The sequence below is a fragment of the Endozoicomonas gorgoniicola genome (assembly GCF_025562715.2).
Taxonomy (GTDB): Bacteria; Pseudomonadota; Gammaproteobacteria; order Pseudomonadales; family Endozoicomonadaceae; genus Endozoicomonas_A; species Endozoicomonas_A gorgoniicola.
Genome location: NZ_JAPFCC010000001.1, coordinates 4777563 through 4797188, shown reverse-complemented (window position 1 = coordinate 4797188; position 19626 = coordinate 4777563). Strand labels below are relative to the sequence as shown.

At 47.4% G+C, this 19626-nt stretch carries 17 protein-coding genes; 13 read left to right on the top strand and 4 right to left on the bottom strand.

Annotated features, from left to right (window positions below; genetic code table 11):
* Positions 1–52: 52 nt before the first annotated feature.
* Together NX722_RS21485 and NX722_RS21480 are read right to left on the bottom strand one after the other, a co-directional pair.
* Positions 53–445, bottom strand: coding sequence for a hypothetical protein (locus NX722_RS21485; RefSeq protein ID WP_262564931.1), 393 nt, complete (start codon positions 443–445; stop codon positions 53–55).
* A gap of 5 nt (positions 446–450) precedes the next feature.
* Complete coding sequence (locus NX722_RS21480) at positions 451–1659, bottom strand: MFS transporter (RefSeq protein ID WP_262564930.1); 1209 nt, start codon at positions 1657–1659, stop codon at positions 451–453.
* A gap of 161 nt (positions 1660–1820) precedes the next feature.
* On the opposite strand from NX722_RS21480, the gene NX722_RS21475 reads away from it, so the two are divergent.
* The 4 genes from NX722_RS21475 to NX722_RS21460 are packed head-to-tail and all read left to right on the top strand — an operon-like array spanning position 1821 to position 7889.
* Positions 1821–3707 (top strand): IucA/IucC family protein, encoded by a 1887-nt coding sequence (locus NX722_RS21475; RefSeq protein WP_262564929.1) that lies wholly within the window; start codon positions 1821–1823, stop codon positions 3705–3707.
* A gap of 31 nt (positions 3708–3738) precedes the next feature.
* Positions 3739–4758, top strand: a complete 1020-nt coding sequence (locus tag NX722_RS21470; RefSeq protein ID WP_262564928.1) for a GNAT family N-acetyltransferase — start codon at positions 3739–3741, stop codon at positions 4756–4758.
* On the top strand, positions 4755–6551 hold the full coding sequence (locus NX722_RS21465; RefSeq protein ID WP_262564927.1) for an IucA/IucC family protein: 1797 nt from the start codon (positions 4755–4757) through the stop codon (positions 6549–6551). Before NX722_RS21470 ends, NX722_RS21465 begins: the two co-directional genes overlap by 4 nt.
* 3 nt (positions 6552–6554) lie before the next feature.
* Positions 6555–7889, top strand: coding sequence for a lysine N(6)-hydroxylase/L-ornithine N(5)-oxygenase family protein (locus NX722_RS21460; RefSeq protein WP_262564926.1), 1335 nt, complete (start codon positions 6555–6557; stop codon positions 7887–7889).
* Positions 7890–7972: 83 nt separating this feature from the next.
* Here NX722_RS21460 and NX722_RS21455 read toward each other — a convergent pair whose 3' ends face one another.
* Positions 7973–8425 (bottom strand): hypothetical protein, encoded by a 453-nt coding sequence (locus NX722_RS21455; RefSeq protein WP_262564925.1) that lies wholly within the window; start codon positions 8423–8425, stop codon positions 7973–7975.
* Between the two features lie 47 nt (positions 8426–8472).
* Here NX722_RS21455 and NX722_RS21450 point away from each other — a divergent pair, with 47 nt between their 5' ends.
* From NX722_RS21450 to NX722_RS21425, 6 genes are all read left to right on the top strand, one after another.
* Entirely contained in the window at positions 8473–8892 is a 420-nt protein-coding gene (locus NX722_RS21450) for an MFS transporter (protein WP_262564924.1), read from the top strand.
* Between the two features lie 170 nt (positions 8893–9062).
* Complete coding sequence (locus NX722_RS21445; RefSeq protein WP_262564923.1) at positions 9063–9476, top strand: RidA family protein; 414 nt, start codon at positions 9063–9065, stop codon at positions 9474–9476.
* A 19-nt stretch (positions 9477–9495) separates the two neighbouring features.
* Positions 9496–10776, top strand: coding sequence for an L-cysteine desulfidase family protein (locus NX722_RS21440; protein WP_262564922.1), 1281 nt, complete (start codon positions 9496–9498; stop codon positions 10774–10776).
* Between the two features lie 182 nt (positions 10777–10958).
* A complete protein-coding gene (locus NX722_RS21435; RefSeq protein ID WP_262564921.1) occupies positions 10959–11612 on the top strand; it encodes a helix-turn-helix transcriptional regulator in 654 nt (217 codons plus the stop codon).
* 321 nt (positions 11613–11933) lie between these two features.
* On the top strand, positions 11934–13337 hold the full coding sequence (locus tag NX722_RS21430) for an IS1182 family transposase (RefSeq protein WP_262564920.1): 1404 nt from the start codon (positions 11934–11936) through the stop codon (positions 13335–13337).
* 39 nt (positions 13338–13376) lie between these two features.
* On the top strand, positions 13377–14612 hold the full coding sequence (locus NX722_RS21425; RefSeq protein WP_262563604.1) for an ISL3 family transposase: 1236 nt from the start codon (positions 13377–13379) through the stop codon (positions 14610–14612).
* 186 nt (positions 14613–14798) lie between these two features.
* On the opposite strand, the gene NX722_RS21420 is transcribed toward NX722_RS21425, so the two are convergent.
* Entirely contained in the window at positions 14799–15581 is a 783-nt protein-coding gene (locus NX722_RS21420; RefSeq protein WP_262564918.1) for a hypothetical protein, read from the bottom strand.
* Between the two features lie 181 nt (positions 15582–15762).
* Between NX722_RS21420 and NX722_RS21415 the strand changes: the two genes are divergently transcribed.
* From NX722_RS21415 to NX722_RS21405, 3 genes are all read left to right on the top strand, one after another.
* The gene (locus tag NX722_RS21415) at positions 15763–16752 is read left to right on the top strand and encodes a serine/threonine protein kinase (protein ID WP_262564916.1); all 990 of its coding nucleotides are present in this window, start codon (positions 15763–15765) and stop codon (positions 16750–16752) included.
* 338 nt (positions 16753–17090) lie between these two features.
* Complete coding sequence (locus tag NX722_RS21410) at positions 17091–18077, top strand: hypothetical protein (protein WP_265442375.1); 987 nt, start codon at positions 17091–17093, stop codon at positions 18075–18077.
* A gap of 177 nt (positions 18078–18254) precedes the next feature.
* A complete protein-coding gene (locus tag NX722_RS21405; protein WP_262564913.1) occupies positions 18255–19619 on the top strand; it encodes a hypothetical protein in 1365 nt (454 codons plus the stop codon).
* The last annotated feature ends 7 nt before the right edge of the window (positions 19620–19626 follow it).

Here is a 19626-nt window from a genome sequence, read left to right as displayed (position 1 = left end):
ACTGACTCTGATAATTATTTTTTGCGAATGATATTGATTACTATCTGGCCGGTCAAATAATACTCATCTTTTCATCACGAACGCTCTCCGCCCACTTTCTGGCCTCATCACTGCTCGTCATGGCGACCATGGGAAACGGCATGGCTTTTTTCATGTTCTCACTCACTACCCGGTCTCCCTCTCTGGCAGAGCTGACAACGCGGGCAACCCCACAGCAATAACTGCCCAGTAACACTCGGTTTTCCTTGAACCATAAGCCAAAATCTCTGCGAGCCTCCGGAGAAAAACGGCTCTCAGGATTTGCTTCGATCACCATACTGAAAGGTTGTCGTTTATCCAGATAAGCACTGAGCTCATTAAGCCATTGTTGAACATCCTGATCACTGGCATGGCGTTTGAAACGGACGCTGACCATCGGCCAGCCAGTCATTTGAATGGATGACATACAAACTACCTCTCAACTCCGATTGTGAATTCCCGACTGTTTTCAGCAGGCCGGTTTCTGATGAAATACACAATGCCCGAAAGCAGAACGACAATCAGGGCACCGCATAGATAAATAACGTTCAGACCACCCAATAGCCCAGAAACACCGGCCAGCAGGGCTCCGAGGGTATATCCCACGGTATGGATCATGCTCAGGATTCCAGTCAGTCCTCCCTGCTGGTCAGCAGGCACCAGCTGGCAGCCGAGCGTTGTGTAAACCGGTGTCAGCAAGGCGACAGAGGCAGCACAAATTGCAATACCTGAAGTCATGGCAATAAGGTCTGTAGCCGATAGCAGGCACAGAGTACCTGCCAGCAACAACAAGCCACCGGCCACCAGAGCCAAAGGTAAGCGGTGCTGAATAAGGCGCGGGAGAGTAATATGAGCAATCAGCATTGAAAAGGCGGCTGTCAACATTAAAAATGACAAAGTCTCTGAGGCCGTTTCTGCCGAATAGTGGAATTTCTGTTGCAGCACAGGTGCTATTAAATACTGCAACAGACCAAAGACAGTCGTTACCGAACCAGCAATAAGCAACACCGGCCAGGTTCGTTTTAATAGTAAAGTGGTGGTCATGCCTTCGGATGCATAAGACAACTGTCTTACGCCATCTGTCTCAGGCTTTCCAGAGAACGAGGTAATGAGCAGTGCCAGTACCGCCAATAAAAACAGCGCTATAACCGGAACCACGGCCCCCAGAGGTAAAAGCGCAAGAGGTAATAGTGGGCCAAGCAGCCTTCCCAGGCTGATCGCTGCTGAGACACGGCTTAAGTCTTTGACAGTGTTTAATGCCGTCGACTGATCAACCATCCATGCCTGAACCGCCGGGTAGAAGCCCGCTACGGTCAGCCCATAAATAACTCTTGATAACACCAGCAGCAACATGGCCACCTGTGCAGAACTGCCGGATATCAGCATGAGTGCGAGCAGACCGTTACTAACAATAAAACCAGTCAGCCCCGCAGTAATAACGACTTTGCGTCCGGAATAATCACTGATTTTTCCCCAGACCGGTGCAGCAACAATAAACAGGCCAGTCCCCAGAGCGACAAGCCCGGCAAAAACACCGTAATCAATTCCGGTTTCATTCACAAAGACTGGCAGACAGATCAGCAGGCTTACCTGCCCCATCCCCATCAGGCAAGCACCAAAAAGACAGCTATAGCGAAACATTCGACTCCCGTAAATCAGAGACAGACTCGTCAGCGAAGCAAGAAGTGATCTGTACCAAAAAACCTTCTTTCAGAGTCGCAACCATTAAAGTCATTTTTGTTTTTTAGCACTTTATTCGTAGGTAACTTTATTCTTGCAAATAGCAATGATTCGCATTTATTATGCGGCCTTTCAGTACAAAACTCAAACAATACGACAAGGTACGAATAGAAGTGGAAGAAAAAAGTGCCAGACAAGACTCAACGGATATGAACTTTGATGCAGGCTTATGGGCTGAGAAGCTCGCAGTCGGCTGCTTCCTGAATGCCATGCTGAGGGAGTGGTCTGGCTGGGAGCTGACAACGCCTGACAGTGAGTTCGTACAGGAAGGTGAAGCGATTGCAACGGTTGTCATCCCCCTTAGCAGCAAAAACAAAAAAATTCTGATTAATCTTCAACACTACTCACTGGCAGGAAGGCATCAGTTTATGTCCCCTTATTGGTTGCAGGAGGACAAATCGGGTCATACCAAAACCATCGGATTTATTGACATGGTGGAATTGTTGTCCGGTGAAGAACGTATTTTTAAGTCGGCTCATGACAACACAAAGCAGATATTTCTCCAGCGCGTCAGTCGCAGCCTCGATAATACAGCCCGGGCATTATCAGCAAGAGCCAGTGAGCTGCCTGACCTCTTTGCTGGAACAATGAATTTCCGCACATCAGAGCAGGCACTATTTGCAGGCCATTCTTTTCACCCAACGCCCAAGAGTCGAGACCAGTTTTCAACAGAAAAAACTCAGCACTATATCCCTGAATTTGGATCAGACTTTCAACTCAGCTGGTTTGCCATCGACTCTGACTTGCTGGAAGACGACAGTGTCCATGAGTGCTCCTTCCGGGAACTCACTCTGCAGCTGGCCAATGAAGATCGTCGACTGGAAAGCTGGCTGCCTCAGGATCTTCCGGCTCACCACACCCTGTTACCCGCACACCCATGGCAAGCAAGACAATGGCTGAATAATGACTACATTCGTCAACTGATACAGACAGGCAGAATGGTCAGCTACGGTGAGCTGGGTACAGGCTGGCATGCCACATCATCGGTACGCTCACTCTATGCTCCCCATGCCGGGTTTATGCTGAAGTACTCCCTGAGCGTGCGCTTAACCAATTCTCTGCGTCATCTTTTGCCAAAGGAAGTGATTCGCGGCAAGGAAATCCATCAAGTGAAGTATCACACGTCTGTGGGCCGACAACTGCAGGAGCAATTTCCCGATTTTGAGATACTCACTGAGCCAGCCCATGCAGCGATTAAAGGCCCTGACGGCCAGCCACTGGCTGAAACCATGATAGTACTGCGAGAAAACCCTTTCATTCGCCAAAGCCTCAACAAAGGCACGGAGTTACTGGCAAGCCTCACACAGGATCATCCTGTAGAGTCCTCCAGAATAATCCAGCTGATCCATAAGCTGGCTGAAGACAGTCACTGCCCAGTGGAAACTATCGCCCAGCGCTGGTTTGAGAAATACCTGAACATTGTCATAAAGCCTCTGGTCATTGCACAGTCTGACTTTGGTCTGCTGTTTGGTGCCCATCAGCAAAATCTTTTGATACATATGCCTGCCGGCTACCCTGAAAAAGCCTTTTTCAGGGATTGCCAGGGTACAGGTTACAGTGATCTGGCGAGACAACTGCTTGCCAGTGACATTCCAGCCACAGCCGATGGCGCTGAACATCATGTTGAACAGGAGCCTGGCAACCGACTTTTCACCTATTATCTGCTGATTAATTCAACGTTTGGGCTTATCAGTGCCCTCGGGGCTGACAGAAGCATTAGCGAACAACACCTCTTACAAACACTGAGAACATTTCTTGAGCAGCTTCGTGCAGAAGGCCGACGAGATTCAAGCTGTCTTGATTACATGCTCGATAGCAGGGAGCTCTGGTCAAAAGGAAATTTCTTCTGTTCGTTTCATAACCTGAATGAAAATACTCTGGACAATCCACTGGACATTTATCACGCCATGGAAAACCCAATCTTCGGGTTACTTCAACAGTCTGAATAGAAATATAACAAGAAGCCGTTAAGGAATAGCTATGCAAGAAGCCTCAGTCATCAAACTGCCAGGGACACTTTCAACACCGATTACCCTACGGCAGTATGATTCTAATGCCCTGATTATAAACGACAATAAACATTCACTGCTGCTGAGGATCCGTGGTAATGACATGCCACGCCTGTCGGCAGCAAACCGTTCTGACCTTCCAGCCCAGCTGCCGAATCACCTGTTGGCTGCGGCACTTGATTACCTGTTTGCCAAAAACCCTGCAGTACTCAGCATTACTATCGACGATGAACTCACCCAACGATTAGAAAACAAAGGACTGGTTCATTCAAAAGGGTCAGAACCAGATACACCAATCTGTATCAGGCAGGGTTTTTATCAGGATCGCACCCTCTGGCACTGGCAAGGAAACAGTCAGCCAGCACCGGAAATCTGGACCCGGAACGACAGTGGAACCGAGCATCCGGTCAGGCAAAAGCAGCCCGCTGGCACAGTCTATGAACGCTACGATTATCAAAACGACGTGACCGTTTCATTCAGGAGTATTGATCCGGAGCAGGATCTCTCTCTGTTCCACAACTGGATGAATCAGCCACGGGTAAACAAGTTCTGGGAAATGGCAAAAAGCAGGGACGAACTTCAGGAGTACATCAGGACACTACTGGCTGATACACGAACATGGCCGCTTATAGGTTGTTTTAATGGCGAGCCATTCGGGTATATGGAGCTTTATTGGGCAATGGAAGATCGTCTAGCTCCCTATTACGACTGCCAGCCCTGGGATCGCGGATTCCACTTACTGGTCGGTAACAAAAAGTTCCTCGGCCCGCGTTTCTCCCTGAGCTGGACCCGGTCCATAAGCCACTTTTTGTTCCTTGACGATCCGCGCACCATGAGACTGGTTGGTGAACCCAGGGCAGACAATAAACGGTTAATGAAATTGCTGGAACCCGCTGGCTGGGAGTTTGTCAAAGAGTTTGATTTTCCCCATAAACGGGCTGCCCTGGTGCATTGCCACAGGAAAACCTTTTTTCAGGACATTCAGTTATGAATCAACCGGCACCTGTTGATGAACCAGTTAGCCGGGAACAGGTAACTGACAACCTCTGGCAGAAAGCAAACCTGAAATTGCTGGTTAAAACACTCAGCGAATTAAGCTGGGAAGAAGCCATTAAACCCACTGAAATCGTATCAGGCCAATTCCGACTGGATCTGGACAGTGGTGTTTCTTACCAATTTTCAGCCTTCCGCAGTATCTGGGGGCAATTGCTCATTGACTCGAAAACCGTCAGCCGCACCCCGCCATTACCGGCAAAAACGGCAGATGTCAGCCAGTTTTTTATCGACGCCAGAACGGAACTGGGATTCGACTCAGCCACACTCTGTAACTTTCTGGAAGAGCTGGGCAACACGCTGATGGCGGAATCCCGGTTACAAGACAACCATCGTACAATGACTGCCTGTGACATGATTCAGCTGCCAGCCGATGAACTGCAATCCCAACTTGACGGTCATCCCAAAGTCACCGTCAGCAAAGGGCGCATGGGGTGGGGTCTTAACGATTTCGAAGCTTTTGCAACGGAGTTTCTGCCTGATATCCAGCTGGAGTGGCTGGCGCTCAGTCGAAAAAAATGTCACCTGAGGGTTGCCGGTGATCTTGATGAGCAGCACTTGCTGGATGCCACTTTGAGTCAGTCAGAACAGGAGCGATTACAGAAGCTTTGTCAGGATAGAGACATTGACCGCAGCCACTACCTCTTGATGCCTGTTCACCCCTGGCAATGGCTAAACAAAATCGTGAACCTGTTTGCTGGTGAAATCGCTGCCGGGCATATTATCCATCTTGGACGTTTTGGTGACCCGATGCTTCCCCAGCAGTCTTTGAGAACGCTCTCTAACCGGGTCAGGCCGCAGCAGCTGAATATCAAGCTGCCACTTTCTATCTTGAATACATCTTGCTATCGGGGCATTCCGGGGCGTTATATCACCGCAGGTCCGGCGCTTTCAAAATGGCTGGCAGAGATAGCCGCTCAGGATGAAGTGCTGGCCTCCCGGGGCACAATTATCCTTGAAGAACCGGCTGGTGCATTCTATCCACATCCACTCTATGATCAGGTCGCTGATGGCCCATACCGGTATCATGAGATGCTGGGGTGTATCTGGCGTCAGAGCGTACACAGTAAAACAGCGCCGGAAGAACAGCCGGTGTTGATATCGACCCTTTTCCAGAAAGACGGCGACGGACAATCATTAGTTGAAGCGTACATCCATCGCTCAGGACTCACTACAGAAGCGTGGCTGAACAAACTGTTCAATGTTGTGGTGATCCCTCTTTATCACCTCATGTGTCAATACGGCGTTGGGCTGGTTGCCCATGGGCAGAATGTAACGCTTGTACTGGCAGATAACCAGCCGGCAAAAGTCGCACTGAAAGATTTTCAGGGTGATCTTCGCCTGATCAATCAGAACTTCCCCGAGCTGGATTCACTGCCAGAGGAGGTTCGCACCGTGACAACCCGGCTGCCTCCTGAACACCTGATCCATGACCTGCAGACCGGGCACTTTGTCTCAGTCCTGCGCTTCATATCAAACGTACTGGCTGAAACCGGATTTTCTGAGCACCGGTTCTACCAGCTGCTCGGACAACAGCTACAAAGTTATATGAGTGACCACCCCAGCCTGGCTGACCGTTTTAAACTGTTTGATCTGTTTGAAACGAAAATGGCTCGCATCTGCCTGAACTGGGTCCGGTTTCGTCTGGGGTACGGTGACAGTACTGAACGACCATTACCGGAACTGGGTTCAAACCTGGCTAACCCATTGGCTTTAACACTTCAGGGATGACAAATGAATTTGATACAAAAAAATAGTCAGGAAAATGTGCTTGACCTTGCCGGACTTGGAATAGGCCCTTTTAACCTGAGCCTCGCCGCTCTGGCTGACGGTCTGCCCGACCACACCGTTCAGTTTTTTGATCGCAAGCCCTCTTTCAGCTGGCATCCGGGACTCATGCTGCCCGGAGCCCATATGCAAACCTCTTATCTCAAAGATTTGGTGACACCAGTCAACCCCACCAGCCCCTGGTCCTTTCTTTCCTATCTGGTTCAGCATGGCCGCTTCTATCAGTTTCTGGCGACGGAAAAAAACGCCATCAGTCGTAAGGAATTTGTCGACTATATGGACTGGACGGCCCATCATCTTCCATCCCTGCAATTCAATTCAGAGATTCGTGAAGTCAGCTTTGCAGACGACTGTTTTATCCTTCATTCAGATCATAAAACCATCAGGGCACGTAACCTTTGCCTGGGTACCGGGAAAGTACCTCATGTGCCTGAATGCACCAGAAAGCATCTGGGAAAAAACTGCTTTCATGCCAGCAAGCTGAGTGCCCGCTCACCCGACCTGACTGGCAAAAAATTAGCAGTGGTGGGCGGTGGCCAGACAGGCGCTGAAGTGTTTCTAAATGCATTGCAGGGACACTGGGGAGAGTTGTCAGACGTCCAATGGATCTCCCGGCGTCCAAATTTCGAGCCTCTGGATGAAACACCGTTTACCAACCAGTTTTTTACGCCCGGATATGTTGACAGTTTCTACTCGATATCTGCATCAAAAAAGCCGGCTATCGTCAATCGACAAAAACTGGCCAGTGACGGAATCACACCCGCCTATCTGATTGAGCTCTATCGAGAACTCTATGACCGGACTTACCTGTCTGATTCCCGTCAACCGGTCTGGGGGCTGTTACCGGACCGCACTCTTGAAGGATTAAATCAATCCGTGAATGGCTGCTATGAACTGATACTAAATAATACGTTGCATGATCAGCAGGAACGGATTCAGGCGGATATTGTCATTCTCTGCACAGGGTTTGAGAACAAACTGCCGCAGTGTATGGAGCCATTGTTGCCTGCTCTGCTATTAGACGAAAGTAACCGTTATCAATTGACGTCTAATTTCAAAATTCAGTGGCAGGGACCTGAAGACCGAAAAATCTACGCAGTGAATGCCGGTCTGCATAGCCACGGCATTGCTGAACCTCAACTGAGCCTGGCAGCATGGCGTTCTGCACGAATTCTTAATGACATGGCTGGAGAAGAGCTTTTCCAGATTAACGACTCCGGATCGATAATAAACTGGCAGCCAGCGTCGCATAAATTTGCTGAGAACTCCTGCTTGCCCTAACAGACTTAGGATGACATTCCTTTCGTACGATCAAAATAAGTTGAAAAGGCTCCTTTGTCTGAAAGGAGCCTTTTGACTCTGCTTTATTTTCTGCCCGGCGGGTTTGAACAACGGTAATAATTCGCCTTTGCATCTGCCAGCGCATTGACGTCTAAGCCAAATAGCATAAGGCTATGTGGTACGTCTACATGAACGTAGTTTGCTCCTGACTTGACAGCCTCTGCTGAAAGCGTTTCTGCCATTTTATCGTAAAAACTGCCACTACCCAGCAACCCGGTCGATAGCTTTCCTTTTACACCATAGTCCACCTGCTCAGATTTGATCAGTTGACAATGGTGGGATGGTTCTGGCTCAAACTGACCTACGTAAACCGTTTCACTGTCTAATTGCGGGAATTTCTGAATACCCAGTTTCTGGGCTGAAGAACAAGCTACAAGAGCCAGGCTGCTTATGGAAAGGACGGCAATTTTTACTATTTTTATCAAACTATTATCTCCACGATAAAGGCTAATACACTGTCGTATGAAAGTGTTCATTTTATCATCAGCCTGACATCGATAGGTAGCCTGCATAAGTATTTTACGTGCTTGTCTACATGCGGGCCATGTTCTATGACCAGATGATCGATGGCATGGGTATTACCAATACAGAATTTGGTAACAAGATCGGCCTCTACGGTCTGACGTCCATTGCCTTTTATTTCTTTGGCGGCATCGTTGCCGACAAATTCTCTTCCAGAAAAGTTCTGGTGTTCAGTTATCTGATCACAGCCCTGGGCGGAATGGTAATAATTCTGTCGTTTATGCGTAGCTACGCCATCAAGCCAATTTTCGCGCCACTGCTGGGCATTATTGCTGAGTACATCCTTTACAACCAAGCCGGCTTTATTGCCGGCTTTGTGCTTTGTGGGTCATGCAAACGGTCGCATCCCGGTACACACATAGCACCGGCAAAAATAAATAAATTTGCGCCATTGTCGAACGCCAGAATGACCAGCGTCTAAAATCCAAACCTTCCAGACCAAAACAATGATTTCAATCAACGCAACAGCTCGACTGCGAGCTTTTCTATTGAAAGAACCACGTGAATTTGCCAAGATTGGATCAATTTTTTTTGAGCGATTTTTCAAACGACGCATTACTGTGTAATGCGAACACTTTTTGAGGTTACCCCATGAAAGAATGTATTTCTTCTCCAAAAGCACCAGAAGCTATCGGCCCATACTCCCACGGCACCAAACACGGCAACCTGGTATTCACTTCCGGCCAGCTGCCTGTTTGCCGTGAGCTGGGTGGTGTAGTTGAAGGCGGTATCTCCGCTCAGTCCCACCAGTGCCTGAAAAACCTGCAAGCGGTTCTGGAAGCTGGCGGTTCTTCCCTGGAAGGCGTTCTGAAAACCACTTGCTACCTGTCTGACATCGAAGACTTCGGTGCCTTCAACGCAGTGTACGCTGAGTACTTCGGTCAGGACTGCCCGGCTCGCAGCTGCTTCGCCGTTAAAGACCTGCCTCTGGGTGTTCTGGTTGAAGTGGAAGCGGTTGCTGACAGCACCTCCACCAACACAAATCGACCTGCCAAACTGTTTTAATCATCTCAGGAGTTTTGCTGTGAAGCCTCAGTGGTCTCAGTACATCAATATCATTAAGTCCGTTGTTAAACCTGCACTGGGTTGCACTGAGCCTATATCTGCCGCTTACGCCGCTGCAGTAGCCACCAGCATCCTCGGCACCCAACCAGAAACAGTAAAAGTAAAGGTTTCTGAAAACCTGTATAAAAATGCGGTAGGCGTTTTTGTTCCCGGCACAGGTTATAAAGGGCTTCATATTGCCGCAGCGGCTGGCGCAGTCGCTGGCGCTCCGGATATGGGTCTGGAAGTTCTTAAAGATATTTCTGCTGATGATGTAGCTGCCGCCAAACAGATGATTGACAAGGGTCAGATTGAAGTTGAAGCGATTGCGTCTGACGTTTTCATTTACTGTGAAGTGATGGCTGAAGCAGGAACGGACAGGGCCACCGTTGAAATCAGTGGTGGACATACCCGCATCACTGAAAAAACACTGAATGGCGAAAGCCTCTTTAAACTGGACACCAGCAACGCCGACAGCGGTACCACAGAATCCGTTTGTGAGGGTGTTGATATCAGCGTCCGGGGCATTTACGAATTTGCCACAGAAATCGAGCCTGAATCGATTCTGTTTATGAACGAAGCCGCAGAGCTTAACTGCGCACTGTCTCAGGAAGGTATGTCCTATGATTACGGTCTGAAAGTAGGCCGCACCATGATGGACCAGATCGACCAGGGCGTTCTGGGTGAAGACCTTATCAACCGTACCGTTATGCGGACATCCGCAGCCTCTGACGCACGCATGGGCGGTGCTGTACTGCCAGCGATGAGTAACTACGGCAGTGGTAACCAGGGCATTGCTGCCACCGTACCCGTTGTAGAGATGGCTCGTTTCAGAAACGTCGGTGAAGAAATGCAGGCCCGGGCACTGGCCATGAGCCACCTGATGGCTATCTACATCAAGTCCCACTACCCACCGCTGTCTGCGTTCTGTGGCAACTCTGTCACCAGCTCAGCTTCAGCGTTTGCCATGACTTACCTGAGTGGCGGTTCTTTTGAGCAGTGCAGCCATGCGATGCAGAATGTTATGAGTGACTGCTCCGGAATGGTGTGTGACGGTGCCAAGTCCAGCTGCGCCATGAAAGTCGCCACTTCTTCTGGTGCAGCGGTTCGATCTTGCCTGATGGCTCTGAGTGGCTCCGTAGCCAATGAGCAGGGCATTATTGCAGAGACGGTTGAAGAGACCATCAGGAATGTGGGCAATATGGTGAGTACTGGAATGCCAAATACAGATCATGCCATTATTCGCATTATGACTGCCTGATACGTTTTTCATCGATCAGCTTTGATTAAGGGCCTGCTCACACCGCTTTGTGAGCAGGCTTTTTTATCATGACAGATACGAAATCTGTGCAGTCAATCGTTTTCTTGATGTGATGGAGGTAAGTTCTGAAGCTTTCCATACTGTAGTAAACAGTACGTGAACGTTTCAGAAACTGGTAATTCATGGGTTTAATAACGTTAACTCCGGCAGATAAAGCAATGCTTGAATCAATAAAGCCGGTTGTGGATGGTATAGCGGCAATCTCTGGCAACCACACGGAAGTTCTGCTTCATAGCCTGGATAAAAATAATCCTTCTGTGATAAAAATTGCCAACGGCCATATAACCGGCCGTACTGAAGGAGCACCAGTCACTGATCTCGCCATGAGCAAACTGGTTGAGGGGCAGGATGTCACCCCCAGCTACTTTACACAAACTGCCGATGGCAAAATGATGCGTTCGGTAACCACTGTGATCAGAAACCCGAAGGGGCAAGCCATTGCCCTGCTGTGCATCAATGTCAACCTGGATGCACCGTTTCGGGAAGTAGTCAGCTCAATGATACCCACTGCTCCAGCAGAACAAGGTCATGACAACAGTCCGGAAAATTTTGCCAAAAACCTTGATGAGCTCCTGAACAGCTCTGTCACCAAGGCAATCCGCTCGGTAGAGTCCGACGATCAGGTTCTGCCCTCGTTGAAAAATAAAGCGATCATTGAGCGACTGTTTCGCCAGGGTATATTTGAACTTAAAGAAGCGATACAGTTTGTCGCGGATCACCTCTGTATCAGCCATCACACGGTTTATCGCCATTTAAGGGAATTGAAAAGCCGCTGATAACAAGCTCCCTGGAGCTGCCTGCCTGACTGTAACGTTATTCATTCATCTCTTGAATACATTACAGTCAGCCTAGTTTGCTGACAGGACTACAGCTACAGAAAATCATTCACCGGAGTAAAAGGCCATAAATTATAACAAATCACGATAGCAGAAATTTCTATAGGAGTGATAATTATTAGAAAAGTTTGAAACAGTGACAACTTTTCTTCCTTGTAAATGCTGTTCTCACTCTTTTGTACGCTAGGAGCCTGTCGGACTTAGAGCAAAAATCTGGCATAATTGCCAATAATCACTTTTCAAGCAAGCAACCTCTGACAAATGAAGAGATGGACTTTCAGACCCGTTGACCGCAGTATTCCAGACATGTTTCCCGCCAGTGTCGATGATTATTTGCCGGAACGTCATCTCGCCCGTTTTGTTGTAGAGGTCGTCGAGCAGCTCGATCTTGATCCGTTCATCAAGTCCTACAGCGGTAGAGGTTCCAAAGCCTGGCATCCATCGCTCATGCTCTCGCTGTTATTTTATGGCTATGCGACAGGTGTCTTTTCCAGCCGAAAGCTGGAGAAGGCTACTCACGACTCTATTGCTTTCCGCTATATCTGTGCCAATGAACACCCAGATCATGACAGTATTAATGCTTTCCGGAAGCGGTTTCGCAAGGAAATCAGCAACCTGTTTACCCAGATTCTAATGATCGCTAAAGAAGCCCAGTGGTTAAAAATGGGAACCATCAGTCTGGATGGCACCAAAATGAAAGCGAATGCCAGCAAACACAAAGCCCTCAGCTACGAGTATGCCTGCAAGCTGGAAAAACAGCTCAAGTCTGAGGTGGATGAGCTCCTGAAAATGGCAGAGAAAGCCGATGCAGAAGAGCAGCCTGAAGAGCTTTCTATTCCAGAGGAGCTCAAGCGTAGGGAAGATCGCCTTGCTGTTATTGCCGAAGCAAAAGCAGAAATAGAGCGTCGCGCTGAGGAGCGATACCAATACGAGCTGGAAGAATATGAGGAAAAAGTGGCTCGCAGGGAAGCGATCAGGGAGTCTGGAAAAAAGCCGAGGGGTAGAGAACCCAAAGCCCCAGAGGCAGACCCAAGAGACAAAGACCAGGTCAATCTGACAGATCGTGATTCCCGCATCATGCCAACATCAGGCGGCAGTTATGAACAAGCTTATAATGCGCAGGCTGCAGTTGATGTTGAAAGCGGACTGATCGTAGAAAAACACATTACTCAGGCAACAAACGACAAACAGCAGGTAGAGCCAGCCCTTGAAGAACTGGCAACTCGTGAAGACGAACTTGGCAAGCCCGAAGCGATCCTGGCAGACACAGGCTACTTCAGTGAGAGTAATGTGTCAGCTGTGGATAACTATGGCGCAACTGCGTATATCGCAGAGAAGCGTGATGCCCACAATAAACCTTTGATGGAGCGCTTTAAACCTGATGATCCTATGCCGGAAGGCGACGATGTAACAGCATTAGACCTGATGCGTTGGCGGCTGCAGACAAAAGAAGGTCGGGCTGTTTATGCCTTGCGGAAAAGTACGATTGAACCAACCTTTGGAATACAGAAAGAAGTGATGGGGTATCGCCAATTTCTGGTTCGAGGCTTTGCAGAGGTGTCTGCTGAATGGGATCTGCTCTGCACAGGCTTCAATCTGAAGAAAATGTTTGCCATGGCGATGGCGGACATTGAAAATTGGCTCTTCCTCAATTTGAGTGGGTGATTTATTATATTCTGAAGCACTCAATGCAAGGATGCACCGATGCGTGATAAGCAACTCTATTCTCAAATACTGGGTATTGAGTCTCCTTGGTTCGTTTCTGAAGTTGAATTGTCATTACAGGATCAACAGGTTCGGGTATTCATTGAACACAATGGTAAAAAGGCCTGCAAATGCAGTGTTTGCGATAAGCCCTGCTCTGGCTACGACCACATCACTCAGAAGTGGCGTCATCTGGATACCTGTCAGTTTCAGACTATTCTAGTTGCCAGGGTTCCACGGACCCAGTGCCCTGAGCATAAGGTGTTAGCCATCAATGTGCCCTGGGCTGAATCTGACTCTCGATATACAGCTCTGTTTGAAGCCCTTGTTATTGACTGGCTAAAGGAGGCAACTACGAAGGCAGTTGCACGACAAATGAAGCTTGGTTGGAATGCCATAGACGGTATTCAGCAGCGTGCAGTGAAGAGAGGACTGGCTCGTCGTGATGCTAAGCCACCAAAACGAATCGCTGTTGATGAAACCTCATTTCAAAAGCATCATGAATACGTCACAGTGGTCACTGACCACGACCAAGGCGTTGTTATTCACGTTTCTGATGACCGTAAAAGTGACAGTCTCAACGAGTACTTTGACACACTGCCCTATGACCATAAAGAGGGGATCGAATGCGTGACGATGGACATGTCCAAGGCTTACATCAAGTCAGTCAGTGAGAATGTTCCAGACGCAGATCAGAAGATTGCATTTGATAAGTTTCACGTTGCTCAGTCTCTGGGTAAAGCTGTCAACAAGGTTCGGATAGAAGAGAACAAAGCCCTTGTAAACCAAGGTGTAGAGCTGCTTAAGGGGACTCGCTACGACTGGCTGACTAACCCTGAAAACATGTCTGAAGAGCAGTGGGATAACTTCGAACCACTGAGAAACTCGACACTTAAAACAGCTCGCGCCTGGGCCATCCGGCAAATGGCAATGAGCTTATGGAATTACAAGTCCAGAGCTTGGGCAATCAAGGCCTGGAAGAGGTGGCTATGCTGGGCGCAGAGATGTCGGCTTGAGCCCATAAAAGAAGTTGCCAGAACGGTCAAAGAGCACTTGTGGGGTATCATCAACGCTATTGTCCTTGAGGCTAATAACGGTCGAGCAGAGGGAGTGAACAGCAAGATTCAGAGTTTGAAGAATCGGGCTTGTGGCTTTCGAAACCGTGAAAGATATAAGACAGCGATCTACTTTCATCTTGGAGGCTTGGACTTGTACCCCACTGGCGTACATCGTTGAAAACTACCCACTTAAAACAGGGAAGAACCTGAAAATTGGTTATTTATGATTCAACTTCTGGCTGCATACAGAGCTTTTTGGGCGATGTTTTACTATTTACGGGTAAGAGTGGCGGTTGTGAGAACAGCTTGCACAGTAGCTTAAACAGGCAGCAGGGTTATGATGCCGCCTTCTTTTCTGGACTTGTTACAAGTCCGACAGGCTCCTAGAAGCTAAATGCCCGTTCGAATCCAAAGCAAAAAAACTTTCATTTACAGGCAGAAGTAACCTGTCACTCAAAGTCCCGGGAATAGTAAGCAACAACGTATAGGATTTTGATGGCTCAAGATCATGTACTGCGTTTTCAGGAAATATCTGCTTCAACTGACGCTGTATCCGTTCGGTGGTTTCAGGATCAAGCCCGTGAAGCGCATAGTGAAGCTGAAGACGGTTTTCTTCTGCCCGTGACTTATTGGCAGCTTTAATCCTGTTTCTTTCCTTCTGCTCCCAGCCCGGCTCTGGCTCTTCGCAAGATTTGTTATAAAAGCGTTCCTGCTGTCTGGTCCAATCTTTCCAGAGCGAAGAATAAGGTAATACAGGCGCCCAGCCTTTTTGAGGGCCCTTAGTTTTTGCATAGAAAATTTCTTCAAGCTGTACCGCCTGAGGCTTCCCTCCGGCATGGTTATCGAGTTTTTGCAGCGCATACAGAGAAACCCATTTTCGCAATTCCGGAGTCTGGCTTTGAGGCAAAACTGATATCCACGAAAATAAGACAGAACGCTTCTCAACAACCCCGGATTTACAGCGTCTGCCCAAGAGATTATAAGTAGTGCAAATAGCAGCCAGCCGTTTCTCGATATAATCTACACGGTAGTATGGGCGTTGATTTCTGCTGTATAAAACTTCATGGGAAAGCTCATCTGCATGGACTGCCGGCAAAAGTGTATTGAACAATATGAATAATACGAGTTTTACTTCTTTTTTTATCATCTGTAAATTTTTCCTGAACCAGTAAAAACAAGCTTTTCTATAGCTTCTCTTCAACGCTCAGACTTTGCTTTTTTAGAAAGTTCACTTTTTATCCCTTTGGGAAAAGCTGTTCCTTTCATTCGACAACCATGACTCCGCTCCATAGAATACCGCTTTACTTAACTTGCACGCGGACATCAGTATGACCCCAAGCTCTCACCCTTACGATCAACTCACTCCGGATCGGGTGCTGGACGCCATTGAAAGTCAGGGTTATCTTTCCGATGCCCGCATTATGGCACTAAACAGTTATGAGAACCGCGTGTACCAGGTGGGCATTGAAGAAAGCTTACCCATCATTGCCAAGTTTTACCGCCCTCAGCGCTGGACCAAAGCACAAATTCTGGAAGAACACGAATTCAGCCTTGAACTCCATGACATGGAATTTCCCATTGTTCCTCCATTAAAGAACGAACAGGGTGAAACCCTGCATGAATTTGAAGGGTTTCAGTTTGCTCTCTTTGAGCGCAAAGGCGGCTACCCTCCTGAACTGGATAACTTCGACCACCTGCTCACCCTGGGGCGTTGTATGGGCAGGCTACACCAGCTTGGAGCCGCTAAACCCTTCGGGCATCGTCCTGGTATCAACTTGCAGCGTTATGGCAAAGACAGCGTCCAATGGCTGCTGGAAAACGATTTTATTCCTGTGGCGCTTCTGCCTGCTTATGAAACCCTGAGCAGAGATATTCTGGAAAAACTGGACAGCATCGAAAAGCATTATCAACCCAAAGCCATCCGGGTTCACGGCGATGCCCACTGCGGCAATATCCTCTGGCGTGACGACAACGCTCATTTTGTCGATTTTGACGACACCTGTATGGCACCCGCTATTCAGGATTTATGGATGTTCCTCTCGGGTGATCGCGCCAACCAGACAGCGCAGTTGTCTGAACTGCTGGAAGGATACAATGAGTTCTACGACTTCAGCCCAATCGAGCTGAACCTGGTAGAGTATTTCCGAACCCTGCGTCTGATCAACTACAGCGGCTGGCTGGCAAAGCGGTGGAATGACCCGGCGTTTCCCATGGCCTTTCCATGGTTTAACACGGAGCGCTACTGGTCTGAACATATTCTCGAATTAAGGGAACAGATGGCGATTTTAGATGAACCGCCACTGTCCATCATGCCTTAAAAAGTGAAAGACTGCTGGGTAGCCACGCCATAGCGGCTATCCAACACCCAGAGTGTAATGAGGTTCGACCAGATAAGTGTCGTTCCACCACACTGAACATTGGTTTCCAGCTCTCGCTTAAACAGGTTTAACTGAAAGCCCTGTTATATCAATCTCTATACAATTAATATTTATGTTCATACTTCGTTCATTTTGTGCTTAGAAAACATCTATTTTTTCTACAGCCCCTTCTTTAGACCCTTTCAGGAATAATCAAATGATTATTTTCTACTAATTGATTGCTTGAACAGCTTGAATTTGGTCTATCTTGTCTAACTACGCTTCATAATACAAAACAGATGAGTTTGCTGATGCTACGAACGATGTGGTTGAGGTATCTTTTTGGAATGCTGATTCTATTATCGACGGTTCACAGGGTTGCTCTTGCAACGCCTAATATTGATGAATTTAATTCACAACAATACATCAACTTCCGTGATAATCTGCTTTCTAACGGTGCCAGCAAAACAATCATGAAATACAGTAAACAGCTATATGAGCTGTTTTCAGCCACTCAGCTCCCTCTGAACTATGGCAGCTACGATAATATGACATCTATACTGGATTCCAGCCTGGACAAAGGGACTGTTCTTTCCAGCGAAATAACAAGCGAGCAGAAAATAAAAATTGTTAATGCACTGGGCAAAACACCATTGACAGGTAGCTATCACAATAAGGTTGGCTCATCTCCGTACGAAGAAAGTTCCTCGTCTCTGCTAATTTTCTTTTCATCTCATGCGGAGTCCATGTATAAAAACCTGAAAAAACTCAAAAAATTAACGAAGGGAATAGCTCATCTCAGTAATTTTCCTTCTCATGTTTTACTGGTCACCTCAACATCCACTCATTACACCCATGAAGAGTTATTGCAACTAAACTTGAACGATAATGTTTTTTTCCATCCTGATAATTTATTACCCAAACAACACCAAATTACACAGGCTGACCTGGCTAAAGAAATGCTCAGGTACTTCTTTGATCACCAACCTTATGTTACGTCCATTCCAGTTGACGCTACACTTCACTTCAGCCAACAGCTCGAAGATGTTTTAAACGAGTCTCGAAACTTTGAAGGCTACTCCGTTATTTTTCTTGCCACCCTGCAACCTTATTGCGAAGAAGCACAAGTCATTATTCGTAGCAAACTGACTCACAAACATATTTTCAACCATTCATGCCTTGATTTGTACGAAAATACTTCTGCCAGGTATTACACTATGGATGCCATAGCAGATAGCTTGAATGCCTTCCGACACTGGATTAAAACTGCAGGCAAATACCACTAGAGCATCAGGTACTAGACATACACAGGTATCACCGAACAGATGAAGTTATTCCCGGCACTTATTTATTGCGCTTCTGTAGCAGGTGTTTTCTATATCAGATATTTTTTATCTTACAGGTACAAGAGCTTTGGAATATTTTTTACTTTTCTAGTGCTAAAGTACCACTCTAGCTTTGCGATGTCGGCGGAACCCGCCATTTATCCCTATAGCGACGATTATAATCAAATTTCCCGCTCCGTCACCAGCCACCCATACCTGCAAATTATAAAATCAAACGAAGGCTGGTATACGACGTATGAAAAATTTCTGTTTGCTCAATATAACGACATAAATCTGGAAAAACTCTGCCCAACCTGCCCTGCTGCATTAATCAGAGGCCTTGACCACAGCGTATTTTCTGCCCCACAGCACGACAGTATTATTGAGCTGCTGCAGTTACTGGGAATAACCAGTCATAACTTCGATTTATTCACCATTGTCCTCCTTACCCAGAAAAAAGGCCATAACCGATTAACCCTGGCTCAGCAACAGGAAGCTCAGAACTGGCTAGTACCTGAAGGGCAGGTCGTCGAGGAAACCCATGACAATGACAGAGACATGAAGCATAAGGTTGTTGAAATACTGCGCAGCTCGAGTATGTATCAGACTCTTGTACCTTCCAGATCTGATAAAGACCCTTTCGACCACACCCTTTTGCTTGGGGGCAGCATTCAACAAATGCAAATGCGTTTTTTAGGGATGGTTGCTTTCTACGATAACTACTCAATGTCCGAAGAGCAGGCTGTAGAAAAGCCAAATCATCAATTCTCAAGAAAAATGGGTGATATCACAGCGCTCACCTGCAACAGGGTTGTTAACACGGGCTATCAGAAGGGTTACGAACTTGAAGTGGATAAAAGGCACAGCACAATCTGGTTCGAAATTGATAAAGAAGGCATGGTCTACATTTCAGAGAATGAGAAATCCCACGTTTCTGATTTGACCGAAGATACAGCTTATAAAGCGATCGTATACGCTGTAAACCTTATGTGCCAGGATTATAATTTTTTTAACAACCACAGACGATCAAAGCTCGGCTTTCACCCTCAGGGACATTTCCCTGAACATGGGTTAGCCAACTACCTGTATAGAAAGAACGAGTACGATTACGAGTTAACTGACGACTTCTACAGGGCTTCATGCCAATTCCTTGAAGAATATTCGGGCCACCTGTTCACCTATATGACCCCTAAACAAGCCTCTGGTGTTTCCGAGAAAATTCGTCCTACCACCAAACAGACTGTACGGGAATGGGTCAAAGCAATCTCTCCCTGTAAGGGGGTGAGAAAATGCAACATTTTAACCGTCAGCAATCAACCCAATGCCCGCTATCAACAAGTGGCGGTAATGCAGAGCATCGAAGAAAATTTACTTAACCTCCATTCAACCAGAATAAAGGTTGATATTACTGCATTCGGAGCATCCACACAGATCCCCACCGATGAAGTACTGGATAACCTCAGCCGAACCCTGTTCATGATTCACAAAAGACCAGTGCGCTGAAAGGATT